Annotated in this window: 12 protein-coding genes; 6 read left to right on the forward strand and 6 right to left on the reverse strand. The window is 73.4% G+C overall.

Annotated elements, in window-relative coordinates; genetic code table 11:
* Positions 1–34: 34 nt before the first annotated feature.
* The 3 genes from serC to B5D66_RS05660 all read left to right on the forward strand — a co-directional run bounded on the left by serC (position 35) and on the right by B5D66_RS05660 (position 3,212).
* Positions 35–1,156 (forward strand): phosphoserine transaminase, encoded by a 1,122-nt coding sequence (gene serC, locus B5D66_RS05650; RefSeq protein WP_078760575.1) that lies wholly within the window; start codon positions 35–37, stop codon positions 1,154–1,156.
* Positions 1,157–1,264: 108 nt separating this feature from the next.
* Complete coding sequence (locus tag B5D66_RS05655; protein WP_078760576.1) at positions 1,265–2,260, forward strand: glycerophosphodiester phosphodiesterase family protein; 996 nt, start codon at positions 1,265–1,267, stop codon at positions 2,258–2,260.
* A gap of 4 nt (positions 2,261–2,264) precedes the next feature.
* Positions 2,265–3,212 carry an aminoglycoside phosphotransferase family protein gene (locus tag B5D66_RS05660; RefSeq protein ID WP_159457219.1) on the forward strand — a complete coding sequence of 316 codons (948 nt, stop codon included), beginning with the start codon at positions 2,265–2,267 and terminating at the stop codon, positions 3,210–3,212.
* Positions 3,213–3,252: 40 nt separating this feature from the next.
* Here the strand turns inward: B5D66_RS05660 and B5D66_RS05665 are convergent, their stop codons facing one another.
* Entirely contained in the window at positions 3,253–4,320 is a 1,068-nt protein-coding gene (locus B5D66_RS05665; protein WP_078760938.1) for a hypothetical protein, read from the reverse strand.
* A 102-nt stretch (positions 4,321–4,422) separates the two neighbouring features.
* On the opposite strand from B5D66_RS05665, the gene B5D66_RS05670 reads away from it, so the two are divergent.
* On the forward strand, positions 4,423–5,148 hold the full coding sequence (locus B5D66_RS05670; protein WP_078760577.1) for a 3-keto-5-aminohexanoate cleavage protein: 726 nt from the start codon (positions 4,423–4,425) through the stop codon (positions 5,146–5,148).
* Positions 5,149–5,321: 173 nt separating this feature from the next.
* Here B5D66_RS05670 and thpR read toward each other — a convergent pair whose 3' ends face one another.
* The 4 genes from thpR to B5D66_RS05690 form a co-directional block, all read right to left on the reverse strand.
* Positions 5,322–5,870 carry an RNA 2',3'-cyclic phosphodiesterase gene (thpR, locus tag B5D66_RS05675; protein ID WP_078760578.1) on the reverse strand — a complete coding sequence of 183 codons (549 nt, stop codon included), beginning with the start codon at positions 5,868–5,870 and terminating at the stop codon, positions 5,322–5,324.
* A 94-nt stretch (positions 5,871–5,964) separates the two neighbouring features.
* Positions 5,965–7,230 carry an MFS transporter gene (locus tag B5D66_RS05680; protein ID WP_078760579.1) on the reverse strand — a complete coding sequence of 422 codons (1,266 nt, stop codon included), beginning with the start codon at positions 7,228–7,230 and terminating at the stop codon, positions 5,965–5,967.
* Between the two features lie 248 nt (positions 7,231–7,478).
* On the reverse strand, positions 7,479–7,928 hold the full coding sequence (locus tag B5D66_RS05685) for a MarR family winged helix-turn-helix transcriptional regulator (protein ID WP_078760580.1): 450 nt from the start codon (positions 7,926–7,928) through the stop codon (positions 7,479–7,481).
* 156 nt (positions 7,929–8,084) lie between these two features.
* Positions 8,085–9,605, reverse strand: coding sequence for an NCS2 family permease (locus B5D66_RS05690; RefSeq protein ID WP_078760581.1), 1,521 nt, complete (start codon positions 9,603–9,605; stop codon positions 8,085–8,087).
* Between the two features lie 169 nt (positions 9,606–9,774).
* Here B5D66_RS05690 and B5D66_RS05695 point away from each other — a divergent pair, with 169 nt between their 5' ends.
* Both B5D66_RS05695 and B5D66_RS05700 read left to right on the forward strand, forming a co-directional pair.
* Complete coding sequence (locus B5D66_RS05695; RefSeq protein WP_078760582.1) at positions 9,775–10,110, forward strand: DUF2530 domain-containing protein; 336 nt, start codon at positions 9,775–9,777, stop codon at positions 10,108–10,110.
* Between the two features lie 40 nt (positions 10,111–10,150).
* Positions 10,151–11,638 carry a DUF7059 domain-containing protein gene (locus B5D66_RS05700; protein ID WP_078760583.1) on the forward strand — a complete coding sequence of 496 codons (1,488 nt, stop codon included), beginning with the start codon at positions 10,151–10,153 and terminating at the stop codon, positions 11,636–11,638.
* 23 nt (positions 11,639–11,661) lie between these two features.
* Here the strand turns inward: B5D66_RS05700 and B5D66_RS05705 are convergent, their stop codons facing one another.
* Positions 11,662–14,742, reverse strand: coding sequence for a sacsin N-terminal ATP-binding-like domain-containing protein (locus tag B5D66_RS05705; RefSeq protein WP_078760584.1), 3,081 nt, complete (start codon positions 14,740–14,742; stop codon positions 11,662–11,664).
* Positions 14,743–14,759: the final 17 nt, after the last annotated feature.

Consider the following 14,759-nt stretch of genomic DNA (forward strand, 5'->3'; position numbering starts at 1 on the left):
CGTCGCCACCGGCGCTGCGGGTACGCTTGGCCGAGTGACCGAGATCCAGATTCCCGCGAACATCCTGCCCGGTGACGGCCGCTTCGGCTGCGGCCCGTCCAAGGTCCGCCCCGAGCAGCTGAACGCCCTTGCCTCCTCCGGCAGCACCTACTTGGGCACCTCCCACCGCCAAAAGCCCGTCAAGTCCCTCGTCGGGCGGGTCCGCTCCGGTCTCGCCGACCTCTTCTCCCTGCCCGAGGGGTACGAGGTCGTCCTCGGAAACGGTGGCACGACCGCCTTCTGGGACATCGCGGCCCACGGACTCGTCCGGGAGAAGTCCCAGCACCTGTCGTTCGGCGAGTTCTCCTCGAAATTCGCGAAGGTCACCAAGGGCGCCCCGTGGCTGGCCGAGCCGACCGTGATCACCACCGACCCCGGCACCCACGGCGAACCCCGCGCCGAAGAAGGCGTCGACGTCTACGCCCTCACCCACAACGAGACCTCCACCGGTGTCGCCGCGCCGATCCGGCGTGTCGCGGGCGCCGCCGACGACGCCCTCGTCCTGGTCGACGCCACCAGCGGCGCCGGCGGCCTGCCGGTCGACATCACCGAGACCGACGTCTACTACTTCGCCCCGCAGAAGAGCTTCGCGGCCGACGGCGGCCTGTGGGTGGCGATCATGTCCCCCAAGGCCGTGGAGCGGGTCGCCGAGATCGCCGGCGGCGACCGCTACATCCCGGAGTTCTTCTCCCTGCCCACCGCGCTGGACAACTCCCGCAAGGACCAGACCTACAACACCCCGGCCGTGGCCACCCTGCTGCTGTTCGCCGAGCAGATCGAGTGGCTCAACGCCCAGGGCGGCCTCGACTGGGCGACCCGCCGCACCGCCGAGTCCGCCAACATCCTCTACACCTGGGCCGAGAAGTCCGCGTTCGCCACCCCCTTCGTCGCGGACCCGGCGCAGCGCTCCCAGGTCGTGGGCACCATCGACTTCTCCGCCGAGGTCGACGCCGCCGCCGTCGCCAAGGTGCTGCGCGCCAACGGCGTGGTCGACACCGAGCCCTACCGCAAGCTCGGCCGCAACCAGCTGCGGATCGGCATGTTCCCCGCGATCGAGCCGGCCGACGTGCAGGCGCTCACCGAGTGCGTCGACCACGTCGTCGGCGCCCTGGGCTAGACCCCGGGAACCAGGACCACGGTGGCCGGCCCGGGGACGTCATCCCCGGGCCGGCCCCTTCACGTCGGAGCGAGAACGGACCCGAAGGGTCGGACGGACGGATCGGCTGTGCGCAGGAACAAACCGGAACTCCCCATCAAGATCATCTCCCACCGGGGCGCGTCGGGTCACCGGCCCGAACACACCCTGGCCGCCTACGAACTGGGGGCGCGCTACGGCGGCGACTTCATCGAGGTGGACCTGGTGGCCACGAAGGACGGCCACCTCATCGCACGGCACGAACCCGAGATCGGGCACACCACCGACGTCGCCGCGCACCCGGAGTTCGCCGACCGGCGGACCACCCGGACCATCGACGGACGCGAGATCACCGGCTTCTTCGCCGAGGACTTCACGTTGGAGGAGATCTCGCGGCTGCGCGCGGTCGAACGGATCCCCGACGTGCGGCCCGACAACGCCGCTCTTGACGGCCAGTACCCGATCCCGACGCTGGCCGAGATCGTCGAGTTGGCCAAGAGGCTCACCGGCGAACTGGGGCGGCCGATCGGCGTCTACCCCGAGACCAAGCACCCGGCCTACCACGCCGCGGCCGGGCTGGAGCTGGAACCCCCGCTCATCGCCCTGCTGCGCGACAGCGGGCTGGCCGGCCCCGACCCCGAGGTGCCGGTCTTCCTCCAGTCCTTCGACCCCGAGAGCCTGAAGAAGCTGCGGGAACTGGAGGTGCCGCTCGTGCAGCTCGCCCACTCCGGGGCGGCGTTCGACGACGCGCTGACCCCCGAGGGACTGGCCCGCATCGCCGAGTACGCCGACGCGATCGGCCCCGACAAGACCCGCATCATCCCCCTGGGCGCGGACGGCGAGCCCGGCGAGCCGACGACCCTCGTCGAGGACGCCCACGCGGCGGGACTGCTCGTCCACCCCTACACCTTCCGCAGCGAGAACGCCTTCCTGCCCCCCTCGCTGCGGTCGGGGCAGGACGCCACGGCCTACGGCGGGTTCGCCGCCGAGTACGAGGCGTTCTTCGAACTGGGGGTCGACGGGGTCTTCACCGACCACTCCCGGCACGCCTACCTCGCCCGTGAGCTCTTCCTCCAGGAGCAGTAGAACGGTGGACCCCACGCCTCCCCGCCCCCGGCCCGCGCCCCCACCGGCCAGGGTCCGCGCCACGGTCGCGACGCTGCCGGGCGGGCCGGCCTGGCTCGCGGAACTGCCCGCCCTGCTGGAACGGCTGTGCGCGGAGTGGGGGCTGCGGCCCGACCGGCCCTTCGACGGGGGGAGCTGTTCGTGGACGGCGCCCGTCACCACCGCCGAGGGCGGGCGCGCGGTCATCAAGGTGCCCTTCCCGCACCGCGAGGCGCGCGGCGAGGCCACCGGGCTGCGGCTGTGGGACGGCGCGGGCGCGGTGCGGCTGTACCGGGCCGACGAGGACAGCGGCGCGCTGCTGATCGAACTGTGCGCCCCCGGCGATCCGCTGAGCGACGCCGGGGGACGCCCCGAGGAGACGCTCACGGCCGGGGCGGCCACGCTGCGCTCGCTGTGGGAACACGCCCCCGGCGAGAGACCGGGACTCGAACGGATCGACGACGTCGCCGCCGAATGGGCGCCCCTGCTCCGGGAACGCGCGCACCGCCACCGCGGCCTGCTGGACGGGGCGCTCGCCGAACACGCCGCCGGACTGTTGGAGACCCTGCCCGCGACGGCCGCGCGGCGCGTCGTCGTACACGGGGACTTCAACCCCGGCAACGTGCTGCGCGCACGGCGCGCCCCCTGGCTGGCCATCGACCCCAAGCCGATGTCGGGCGATCCCTGCTACGACCCCTGGCCGCTGCTCATGCAGATCGACCCGCCGATGGGGGCCGCGGATCCGGGGCGCAGGCTGCGTTCCCGGCTCGCGCTCGTGGCCGATGTGCTCGGCCAGCCGGCCGAACGGATCGCCGCCTGGGCGTTCGCCCGCTCGACGGAGTCGGCCTACGAACTGCTCGACCGCGGGCTGGGCGACGCGGCCGAGGAGGAGATCACGGCCGCCCGCGCCCTGGCCCGGACCGCCGGGGTGTGATCGGGGCGGGGACCGCCCGCGACCAGACCGGGAGGCGTCCTCACCCGCGACGGGCCAGCAGGACGATCCCCGCGATCAGCACCGCGGCCACGGCCGCGCCCGCCAGGATGCCGCCCGCCGCGCCCCGCTCCTCCTCCGTGGCCGCCTCCGCCGCGCCGTCCGGGGTCGCCTCCACCGCGCCGTCGGGGGTTCGCGCGGCCTCGGGCTCGGCCGGCCCGACCGAGGTGTCCCCACCGGCCTCCTCCAACGGCACCCGCCACACCGGGCTGCCGGGGCCCTCGGTCCCCGCCAGCAGCGCCGTGCCGCCGGCGTCGAACGCCAGCGACTCGCCCTGGTCCAGCCGTGGCAGCGTGACGCTGCGGAGCGTGCGGCCGGGCACGCCCGGCTCGGCGTCGTAGAGGACGGCGTTCCAGTAGGTGCGGATGGCGTAGCGCGATCCGTCGGGGGCGAAGGTGGCGTCCGTGGCGTACAACGGTGCCGAGCCGACCCGGACGAGTTCGTTGACCCCGTCCGGGTCCAGTTCCGGCGGTGCCGCGTAGACGCCCCCGGCCAGCTCCTTGCTGACGACGTAGAGACGGCCGTCGCGCGGATCGACCATCATCGCCTCGGCGTCACGGCCACCGTCGGCGTAGGTGAGGGTGTAGGTGGTGGCCTCGACGGTCTGGTCGGTGAGCTGGGCCGGTTCGGTGAAACGGTGGACGCGGACATTGGGCCAGCCGCCGTTGAAGTTGTCCCCGATGTCACCGACGTAGACCGCGGGCGCCCCGCTGTCGTCGGTCCCCACCGCGATCGCCTCCCAGTCGCGCGCCTCCACCCCGGCGAGGGTGATCGTCGCGACCGTCCGCCCCTGCCCGTCCACCGCGTACACGTCCGGCCCGTACTGGTCACCGCTGTCGTTGTGCGTCCAGTAGACGTCCTCGTGGCGTCCTGACGCGGTCAGGCCGCTGGACTCGGTGATCCGGGGGTCGGAGAGCCGGAAGGCGAGCTCCGAGCCCTCCGGCAGGCCCGCGGTGGCGGAGGGGTCGGGGTCCGGGGGCGGCGTGGAGCCGAGCGTCGCGGCGAGCACCGCGATCGCCAACGGCACCCGGACGACGGCGTTCCTCGTCATGATCGGCATCTTCCCCCATCAGCAGGGCGGTCGCGTGGCTTGCGCCCCGCGCCCCGTGGGCATGTTCCGCTTCAGGAACGGGTCCGAGGCGAGAGGATGGCCATGAGGATAGTCGCCTGCCTGAACGGTGATCGGCTCCCCGGAGCCCACCCCACTCTTCCGGTCTCGGCGGAGCAGGTCGCCGCGGACGCGGAGGCGGTCGTGGCCGCCGGCGCCACCGAGATCCACGTCCACCCCCGCGACGGCCGCGGCGAACAGTCGCTGGAACCCCAGGTGGTGGCACCGCTGCTGGAACGGCTGCGCGCGGCCGTCCCCGGCGTACCGATCAGCGTGACCACGGCGCTGACGGCGGAACCCGATCCCTGGCGCCGCTTCGACCTGGTGCAACGCTGGGGCGCGCTGCCGGACTCGGCGACGGTGAACCTGCACGAGCCCGGGGCGATCGAGGTGGCGCGGCTGCTCGCCGACCGCAGGGTGCCGGTCGAGGCCGGGCTGCGCGACGTCAACGCGGCCCGCATCCTGGTGGCCAGCGGTATCGCCGAGGAGTTCTCCTCGGTGCTGGTGGAGCCGGAGGAACCCGAGGTGCGCGGCGCCCTGGACCAGGCGGCGCGGATCGGGGCGGTCCTGGAACGGGCCGGGCTGGCGGACCTTCCCAGGATGCTCCACGGCGCGGAGGAGACGGCCTGGCCGCTCCTGGACGCCGCGGTCGCCGAGGGGCTGGACGTGCGGATCGGGCTGGAGGACACGTTGCGCTCCCCCGACGGCGCCGAGACCGACGGTAACGCGGCCCTGGTGACGCTGGCGGTGGCCAGACTGCCCGAACGCTGACCCGCGGCCGCGCGAGCGGGACCGCCTACTGCACGAGGGCGCCGATGACGACGATGAGCATGATCGCCGCGAGCACCGTGGGCAGCAGCCAGCGCTGCTTGCGATTGTTGGTGAGCATGCTCATGTTCGGATCCCGATTCTGCGGTGGGCGGATGTGCCGTGGGGTGTCGTCCTCAGGCTAACGGCCAGGTGGCAAGGGTCTGGTACCGGGGAGCGCCGTCCAGACGGCTGTGGACCAGCCGCACCTCGGTGGCCGTCCACGGCCGGGTGTCGATCCCGGCGAGGGCGGCGCGCTGGCCGCTCAGGTCGGTGGGGGCCTTCGCCCGGGCCAGGGTGAGGTGGGGCACGTAGCGGCGGTGCTCGACCTCCAGGCCGAGGTCGCGGGCGGTGTCCCCCAGGGCCGTGGCCAGGCGGGCCAGCGCGGCGGTCTCGCCGGCCACCCCGGCCCACAGCACGCGGGCCCGGGCGGGATCGCCGGGAAAGGTGCCGGCGCCGCGCAGCCGCAGCAGCGGGGCCGGGTGCCGGGCGACCTCAGCGGCCAGTCCGGCGCCGATCGGTTCGATCCGCTCCTCGGCCACCTCACCGAGGAACAGCAGTGTGACGTGCCACTTCTCCCGGGAGGCCCACCGGATTCCGCGCGGCCCCGGACGGGCCGCCGCCACGGCGGCGCCGACCTCTTCGAGCAGCGCGCCGGGCGGGTCGATCGCCACGAACAGCCGCATCCGCTCCCCCTGTCCCCGATCCCTGGTTTCGAGGGTAGGGCCACGGCCCGCGCCGCGCGGGCCGTGGGGAGCGCGCGGCGCGGGTCAGTCCCGCTCAGTCCTGCCCGGTCGCGCCGACCGGACGGCGCGTGACCCGCACGAAGGGGCGGCCGCGCGCGGGCCGGACCGTGACACCGAGGTGGCGGGCCAGCAGGACCGCGGCCAGCACGGTCACCACGACCGTCACGACGCCGCCCGTGGCCAGGCTGACGCGCGGGCCGAAGGCGTCGGCGAGGAAGCCGACGATGGGGGCGCCGATCGGGGCCATGCCGAGGAAGACGAACATGTACATGCTCATCACCCGGCCGCGCATCTGGGGGTCCACCCCCAGTTGGAACAGCGCGTTCATCGACGTGTTGAACGTGAGGAAGGCGATCCCCATGGGGACCAGGACCACGATGAACGGCAGGTAGCCCGGCACGACGGCGGACAGCGTCTCCAGCGCGCCGAACGCGAACGCGCCGATGAGGACCGTGCGCAGCCGGGGACGGTCGCGGCGGGCGGCGAGGAGCGCGCCGGCCAGGGCGCCGATCGCGATCGCCGCGGCGGCGACCCCGAAGGCGTCGGGACCGGCGCGGTAGACGTTGTTGGTCATCAACGCGATCTGGTTCTGCACGTTGGCGCCGAACATCTGGAGGAAGGCGGTCATCACCAGGAGCAGCAGCAGGTCGCGGCGGCCCACGATGTAGCGCAGCCCCTCCCTGATCTGTCCCTTGGCCCGCGGGACCGGCTCGGTGACGTGCAGTTCCCCGGGGCGGATCAGCCACAGGCCGCCCAGGACGGCGATGAACGACAGGGCGTTGATGAGGAAGACCGGCCCGCTGCCGATCGCGGCGATGAGCAGGCCCGCGATCGCCGGACCGGTGACCCGGCCGAGCTGGAAGCTGGCGCTGTTCAACGCGATCGCGTTGGGCAGGTCGGTGCGGCCGACCATCTCCACCACGAAGGTCTGCCGCGCGGGGTTGTCGAGGACCGTGACCAGGCCCAGCGCGAAGGCGAAGACGTAGACGTGCCACACCTGCGCCGCCCCCGCGGTGGCCAGGACGCCCAGGATCAGCGCGAGGACGCCCATGGCGGCCTGGGTGGCGATGAGCAGGCGGCGTTTGTTCATCCGGTCCACGAGCGTGCCGCCCCACAGGCCGAACAGCAGCATCGGCAGGAACTGCAACGCCGTGGTCAGGCCGAGCGCCATGCCGCTGCCCCCGCTGAGCTGGAGGACCAGCCAGTCCTGGGCGATCCGCTGCATCCAGGTCCCCGTGTTGGAGACGACCTGGCCGATGGCGAAGAGACGGTAGTTGCGGATGGTCAACGACCGGAACATCGCCGGACCGCGGCTTTTCGACGCGGTCCGGGAAGATCCGGCCGGTGCCGTGGGCTCCTCCTCGAGGGGGCCGGCGGGGGCCGGGGCGTCATCGGGGGTCGCCTCGGAGGCGGGGGCGATCGTGCCCTCGGCGTCGGGGGTGGGGCCGGTGGCGGAGTCGGTGTGGAGTCGGGTCGTGCGGTCTCGAGATGGGGTCGCGGCGGCCGTGATTCCTCCCGGTTCGTCGGTTTCCCCGCCGTCTCCCGTCGTCAGGACTGACTCAGCCGGTCCAGGATCTCCGCGGCCTTGCGCAACGTCGCCTTCTCGTCGGGGGTCAGCTCGCCGAGACGCTGGGTCAGCCACGCCTCCCGGCGCCTGCGATCGGCGCGCACCAGGCGGATCCCCTCCTCGGTCAGCTCGACGAGCTGCTGGCGCCGGTCGTCCGGATGCTTCGTCCGGTGCACCAGCTCCCGTTCCTCCAGCGCCGCGATGATCCTCGTCATCGACGGCGGCTGCACCTTCTCGTGGTCGGCGAGCGCCCGTGGCGTCATCTGCCCGTGCCGGGCGAGCGTGAACAGCACGGCGGTCTGCCCCAGGGAGAGCGAGGCGTCGGGCCGCTGTGCGCGGAGTCTCCTGGCGAGCCTGCCCACGGCGACGCGCAGCACCGCGGCCAGACCGGCGTCGGTCCTGGTCTGCTGGGATACGGTGGGATGCTTCATTAGCAGAACTCATTACTTTTGCTAACAGTATCTCGCGGTGCCGCATTTCACGACGTGTGACACCCAGGTCCATGGCTCCCGTCACAGCAGGCCACGGATACGCGAAGTGCCCCGTCCAAATAGCGGACAGGGCACTGTAGCGCGGCGCGGGCCGGATCAGGCCATACCCAGGGCCGCCTCGATCGGTCCCATGCAGAAGAAGACGAGGAAGGCGACCGCGACGATCCACATCAGGGGGTGGATCTCCTTGAACCGCCCCTGAGCGACCTTGATGATCGTGTAGCTGACGAACCCGGCCCCGATACCGTGGGCGATCGAGTACGAGAACGGCATGACGACGATCGTCAGGAACGCGGGGATCGCGATGCTGTAGTCGGAGAAGTCGATCCTGGTGACCTGGGTCATCATCAGGAAGCCCACGACGATGAGGACCGGCGTGGCGGCCTCGAACGGCACCAGGTTGACCAGCGGCGAGAACAACGTGGCGATGAGGAACAGCACGCCCGCGATCACCGAGGCGAAGCCCGTGCGCGCGCCCTCGCCGGCGGCCGCCGCGGACTCCGCGTAGACCGTCGCCGAGGAGGCCGACGCCGCGCCGCCCGCGGCGGCGGCCAGCGAGTCGACGACCAGGACGTTGCGGGCGCCGGGCAGGTCGCCGTCCTTGGTGAGCAGGCCGGCCTGGCCGGCGACGCCGACCATCGTGCCCATCGTGTCGAAGAAGTCCGCCAGCAGGAGCGTGAAGACCAGCAGGAGCGCCGCGACGATCCCGACCTCCCGGAAACCGCCCAGCAGGTTGAACTCGCCGATGAGGCCGAAGTCGGGGATGCCGATGACGGACCCCGAGAGCTCGGGCACGTTGAGCGACCAGCCCGTCGGGTTGGGGCCGTCCTCACCCCCGGCGGAGGGGCCGATCGAGGCGACCGCCTCGACCACGATCGCCAGCACGGTCGCGGCGATGATGCCGATCAGCATCGCGCCCTTGACCTTGCGGACCAGGAGCACGATCGTCAGGAACAGACCGACGACGAACACCAGGAGCGGCCAGCCGGCGAGCCCACCGGGGCCGCCGAGCTGGACCGGGACGGTGCTGTTGGCCGCGTCGGGGACCCGGCGGATGAACCCGGCGTTGACGAATCCGACCAGGGTCAGGAACAGGCCCAGGCCGACCGCGATCGCGGTCTTCAGCCCGGCCGGGATGGCCCGGAACACGGCGGTGCGGAACCCGGTCAGCACGAGGACCAGCAGGATGAGCCCCTCGATGACGACCAGACCCATCGCGTCGGCCCAGGTCATGTCGGGGGCGATGGTGACGGCGAGGGTGGCGTTGAGCCCCATGCCGGCCGCCAGACCGAGCGGGTAGCGGCCGACGATGCCCATGAGGATCGTCATGACGCCGGCGACCAGGGAGGTGACGGCGGCCACCATCGGGATGGCGACCGAGACGTCTTCGGCGCCGCCGACCAGCGCGCCCTCACCGTCGACGGCGGTACCGATGATCAACGGGTTGAGGACGACGATGTAGGCCATGGCGAAGAACATCGCCAGGCCGCCACGCGTCTCGCGGCCGAAGTCGGAGCCACGCGCGGAGATCTGGAAGTAACCGTCCAGACGGCCCTTGAGGCCGCGCTGCGTGGACGGTGAGGAGGTCGTGGACGGGGGAACGGGCGGTTGCTTCACTCGCTTAAGCCTGACATGTCCGAGTTACGGTACTAAGACAGGTTAATTGCATCTTTCTCCAAGTCAGGACGCTTGTGAGGCTTTCCTCTTTGGAGGATCATCCAAGTCCACCCGGGGATCGCCGCCCGCGCCGGGCCTCGGGGGACGGACGATCGTCTAGCCTGAAACCGTGCGCAAACCCCGCCGCCCCGACCCCGAGGTCCTCGAGTTCGACTACCGCGTCCCCACCGCCTTGGGGTCGATCGGTTGGACGGTCGCGCTCGTGGTCCTCCTGGCCATGGGCGACCGCCTGCCCCTCGAGTCCCGCTGGTGGATCTGGGTGTGCGTGACCGGGATCGCCCTCGGCGTCTTCGCCTACTTCTACATCCCCCGCCTCCTGCGCAAACGCGCCGAGGCCGAACAGCGGCACGCCGCCCGCAGGAACGCCGGATCCAAGCCCCCCGCCTCCGCGGCGCCGGCCGAGGGGGCCGGCCCGTCCGGAACGACCTCGGACGCAGCCCCCTGAGCCGGGATCCTTTCCGGTATATGTCCTTGATAATGGGCTAGTGCCTGATTCGCTTCGCCCTCTCTCGCCCCGGCTCGCCGAGCGACTGCGTCAGATCCTGATCGACGCCGACTACACCGTGTCCGGCGTGCGCGACCGACTCGGGAGCACGGCCGCCCGCGCCCTCGCCCGCGAGCAGCTCGTCCCCGCGCTGCGCGCCACCGGCGGCGAGGAGCGCCTCGGCGTGCTGCTGCGGCTGTGGTGGCTTCAGGAACCCGTCGCGGAGGAGGCCGCCCGCGCCATCCTGCCGGTCCCCGAACTCGCCGACGTCGGCCTGCTGGCGGTCTCGGGCGGCACGGTCCGGGCGCGGGTGCACCTGGGCCCGTGGGAGCTCGACGGGGGACGGCCCGGCTACGTCGTCTCCGACCTGACGGTCCGCCCCGGCCACGGACAGCCCCGCCCCGACCACGTCGTGGGAGCCGGCGGCGCCTCCATGACGCTGTCCGAACTCCTGGTGGACGGCCCGGTGGAGCGCGCGCTCGACATCGGCACGGGATGCGGCGTGCAGTCACTGCACCTGTCCGGCCGCGCCGGAGAGGTCTGGGCCACCGACCTCAACCCCCGCGCGCTGCGGATGGCCGAGATGAGCTGCGCGCTGTCGGGGGTCTCCAACGTCCGCACCCGCGAGGGGTCGCTGTACGAGCCGGTCGCCGAGGAGCGGTTCGACCTGATCGTCTCCAACCCTCCGTTCGTGGTCACCCCCGGCTCCGCCCGCTACACCTACCGCGAGTCGGGGATGGCCGGTGACGCGGTGTGCGCCGAGATCGTCCGCAACGCCCCCGCCCACCTCACCGACGGGGGCTGGTGCCAGCTCCTCGCGAACTGGCTGCACGTGGACGGCGAGGACTGGCGCGACCGGGTGGGCGAATGGGTCACCGGCACGGGATGCTCCGGCTGGGTGGTCCAACGCGACGTCCAGGACCCGGCCGAGTACGTCGAACTGTGGCTGCGCGACTCCTGCGAGCACGGCACCCCCGAGTACACCCGCCGCTACGACGCCTGGCTGGACTACTTCGAGCGCGAGGGCATCAAGGGCATCGGCTTCGGCTGGATCTGCCTGCGCAACGACGTCGCCCAGGACGCCGCGGTCCGGATCGAGGAGCTGCGCCACGAGATCGAACGCCCCGTCGGCGGCTACCTGCCCGACGTGGTGGACGGGGCGATGACCTCGCACCGCCTCACCGACGCCGCCCTGCTGTCGGCCCACCTCGCCCTCGCCCCCGGCGTGAAGGAGGAGCGGATCGGGGTGCCGGGCGCCCCCGACCCCGAACGCATCCTGCTGCGGCAGAGCGACGGCCTGCACCGAGTCGCCCAGGTGGGCACCGTGGAGGCCGCGCTGGCGGGGGTGTGCGACGGGACGATGCCCGTGGGCCCCCTGCTCGACGCGATCGCGGAGCTGACCGGCCAGGACCCGGCCGAGCTACGCGCCCGCACCCCCGACGTGCTGCGCGGGCTGATCGCCGAGGGGTTCTTCCGCGTGGCCCGCTGACCCGGCCGCCCTCGTGCCGGGGCTCAGGCGGTGGGCAGCGGATCGAGGTCGGCCTCGGCCAGCAGGTCGGAGACGGTCTGCGGGTCGCGCAGCACCGCCGAGACGAGGTGGCGGCGTTCCCACCGGCCCGCCCCCCAGGCCAGCGCGCGGGCCAGGCCGTCGCTCGTGGAGGCGTGCACCGCGCCCTTGACCCGGCGCCACTCCACCGGCACCCCGTCGACGAGCAGTTCCTCGTGATGCAGGTAGGTGAGCACGTCGGTGTCCAGGAAGACGCGCACGACGTCGGGGACCGGGCGGATCTCCCCCGACGAGGTGACCCGTCCCTCGATCTCCTCGCCGGCCAGCGCGACGTCGAGCACGTCGGCGAGGGTCTCCGCGAGGTCGGCGGGGGCCAGGATCACCGGCCGGTCGGCGAGCAGCGGGAGAAGGTCGGGCTCGTCGACCACGACGGCCTCCTCGGCGTCGACGACCACGAGCGCGCCCGCGCGCACCGCGCGCACGGCCTCGGGAGGCGTCACCCGGTCGGGTCCGACCACGGCCAGCGCCGTCCAGATGCCGCGCAGCCCCTCGCGCGACACCTTCAGGGAGGGATCGGCCAGGCGTTCCAGCAGCTCGTCGGGGCCGTCCGGCTCGGCCAGCAGGTCCGCGAGGGAGTCGCGCACCCCCAGGGCCCGGGCGAGCCCGATGTCGATCCCGGCCGGCAGCTCGGCGTAGAGCCCGCGCAGGGCGGGGTCGGCCGTAGGGAGCCGCAGCTCGGTGGGCGGCCGACCATCGATCAGGGCGCCCGTGCGCAGCCACCAGGCGGTGTAGGAGGGCACCTGGACGGTCCGGCCGTCGGCGCCCAGCACCCGGGCCGGATCGGCGACGGCGGCGCGCGGCCCGGGCGCGGTGAGCAGGTCGAGCGCCCGCGGCCAGCGGTCCTCGCGGACGAACTCCAGGTCGCGCACCCCGACGAACTCGGGGACGACGGGGGGCAGCTCGGGATCGCCCAGTCGTTCGGCGACCTCGGCGGCCCACTCCTCCAGGCCGTCCAAGGGCAGGTCGTCCTCTGCCGCGAGCGCGTCCGCGAGGGTCACGTCCTCGGCCCGCAGCACCGCGAAGGAGCGCAGGACGCCGACGGCCTCAAGGGCCTCGGCGCCGTGGCGTTCGACGAGCTCGCCATCGACGACCCCGAACGGGGCGTCCTCGACGAACACCTCGCGCAACGGGCTGTCGGGGAGCAGCAGCTCGCCGGCCGGCGAATAGCCGCCCTCGTCGTCGCGCAGGGCGAGCTCGGCCAGCCACGGCGCCTCGTCCACCGTGAAACCGGTGGCCGACACCAGTTCGAGCACCGCGTGGGCGATGCCATCGGGCTCGTCGGCGTCCAGGGAGTGCTCGACCGCCGCCCGGGTCGACGGGTCGGTGAGGACGGCCCGCTCGTTGGCCTCGACCGCGCCCAGCCGTAGCAGCAGCGGATCGGCGGCCCGCGGGTGGACGATGCGCAGCCCCAGGGGGACCAGCGAGTCGGGGTCGAGCGCCCCCGAGGCGAACGCCTCGCCGCTGGGCAGCAGCAGCCCGCGCGGGCCGCGTACGAGCCTGCCGTCGACCAGGGGGACGGCGAGCGCGCCGAGCTCGCCGAGGTCGGCGCCGCCGGCCCCCGCGCCGCGCAGCGCGGCGTACAGGCGCGCCCACCACTCGGGGTCCCGTTCCAGGTCGGCGAGCATGTCGGCGAGTTCGGCCAGGCCCAGACGGCGCGTCCGGAGCGCGGCCAGCCCCGGGTGCCGGGGGTCGTAGGTCCCCGGAAGCAGGTTGGCCACCACGTCGCCGAGCACATCGGTGAGCTCGGCCCCACCCTCGATCACGACCGCGTCGCGCGGGCGCACGGGATCGCCGGACACGGTGGCGAGGAACGGCGTGTCGCGGATCCGTTCGGCGGCCAGGGCGCGGAAACGCGCGTCGAACTCGCCGCTTGCCAGGGTGGGGAGGGGAACGAGGTCGGGCGCCTTGCGCGGACCGACCTGACACAGCAGGTCGCAGTAGGCGTCGACGGCCGCGCCGAGCAGCGCGTCGGCGGCCGGGCCGGAGGCGACGCGCCGCCGGTCGGGGGTGAGCGGGAAGGAGGCGATGAGCAGGGCGGGAAGGTGCAGCCCGGCGTCACTGGGGGTGGGGGCGTGCACGACCCGGGGGACGTCGGAGGGCGGCGGCACGGGATCGCCGGCGTCGTCGAGCGCGACGGCCCAGGTGAGCGCCCAGGTGGAGCGTTCGCGTTCCTCGGTGGGACGGTCGGCCAGCAGTTCGGGGGCGAACCGCCCCGTACGGGTGAGGGTGTGCCACACGGTCACGCGCTCGCCCGAGGTGTCGCGGACGGACACCGTGACCTGCCCGGACGCGGGGCCGGGGTCGGCGCGCAATACCCGGACGGCACCGTCGAGGTCGATCTCGACCTGGGCCAGCGCGGGCAGCGCGAGCAGCAGCGCCTGGCCGGTCTCGCGCAGCTGCCGGGCCAGGCGGTCGCGGGCGTCGGAGTCGCGCAGGAGCAGGCGGACCTCGGTGTCGTACCCCTCGGGCGGGGCCGCGTCGGCCTCGAAGGGCAGCCGGAGCAGCGGGACCGCCCCCGCCCGACGCTCGATCTCGGCCGCGAGCCCGGGACGCGCTCCAGAGGCGAGCAGGGCGGCCCGGACCTCGGCGAGGGCGCGTTCCCGCTCCCAGCGGACGGCACCGTCCCGCGAGGCGATGGTGACGTCGTCGCTCAGGGCGGCGACCGCGGAGAACCCGACACCGAACCGGCCGGCCGTGGCGGAATCGGCGGGATCGCGCTTGGCCGAGGCGCGCAGTGTGGACAGGGACTCGACCCCGGCGGCGGTGAGCGGGGCTCCGGTGTTGGCCGCGGCGAACACCGCGCCGCGCAGCGCCAGCCGCAACCGTCCGCGACCGCCGGCCCGCGCGGCGGCGTCAGCGGCGTTTTGGGCCAGCTCCACGACCACCCGGTCGCGGTAGCCCCCGAGGGCGTAGTCCTCCTCGGCGTTGGCGTCCTCGCGGAAGCGAGCGGGCGAGTCGGCCCAGCCGTTGAGGACGCGCCGGCGCAGCTCGGCGACGCCGAACGGATCGACCTTGGCCTGGACCATGCGGGCTCCTCCCGAAA

The sequence above is a fragment of the Marinactinospora thermotolerans DSM 45154 genome, assembly GCF_900167435.1.
GTDB classification, from domain to species: Bacteria; Actinomycetota; Actinomycetes; order Streptosporangiales; family Streptosporangiaceae; genus Marinactinospora; species Marinactinospora thermotolerans.

What these genes read in the sequence shown, in the direction of transcription:
- thpR (WP_078760578.1), bottom strand. Translation starts at nt 5,870, where the DNA reads ATGCGGCTGTTCGTGGCGATCGACCCGCCCGGCGCGCTGCTCGAAGAG.
- B5D66_RS05680 (WP_078760579.1), bottom strand. Translation starts at nt 7,230, where the DNA reads ATGTTCCGGTCGTTGACCATCCGCAACTACCGTCTCTTCGCCATCGGC.
- B5D66_RS05705 (WP_078760584.1), bottom strand. Translation starts at nt 14,742, where the DNA reads ATGGTCCAGGCCAAGGTCGATCCGTTCGGCGTCGCCGAGCTGCGCCGG.
- B5D66_RS05685 (WP_078760580.1), bottom strand. Translation starts at nt 7,928, where the DNA reads ATGAAGCATCCCACCGTATCCCAGCAGACCAGGACCGACGCCGGTCTG.
- B5D66_RS05670 (WP_078760577.1), top strand. Translation starts at nt 4,423, where the DNA reads ATGAGGATAGTCGCCTGCCTGAACGGTGATCGGCTCCCCGGAGCCCAC.
- B5D66_RS05665 (WP_078760938.1), bottom strand. Translation starts at nt 4,320, where the DNA reads ATGACGAGGAACGCCGTCGTCCGGGTGCCGTTGGCGATCGCGGTGCTC.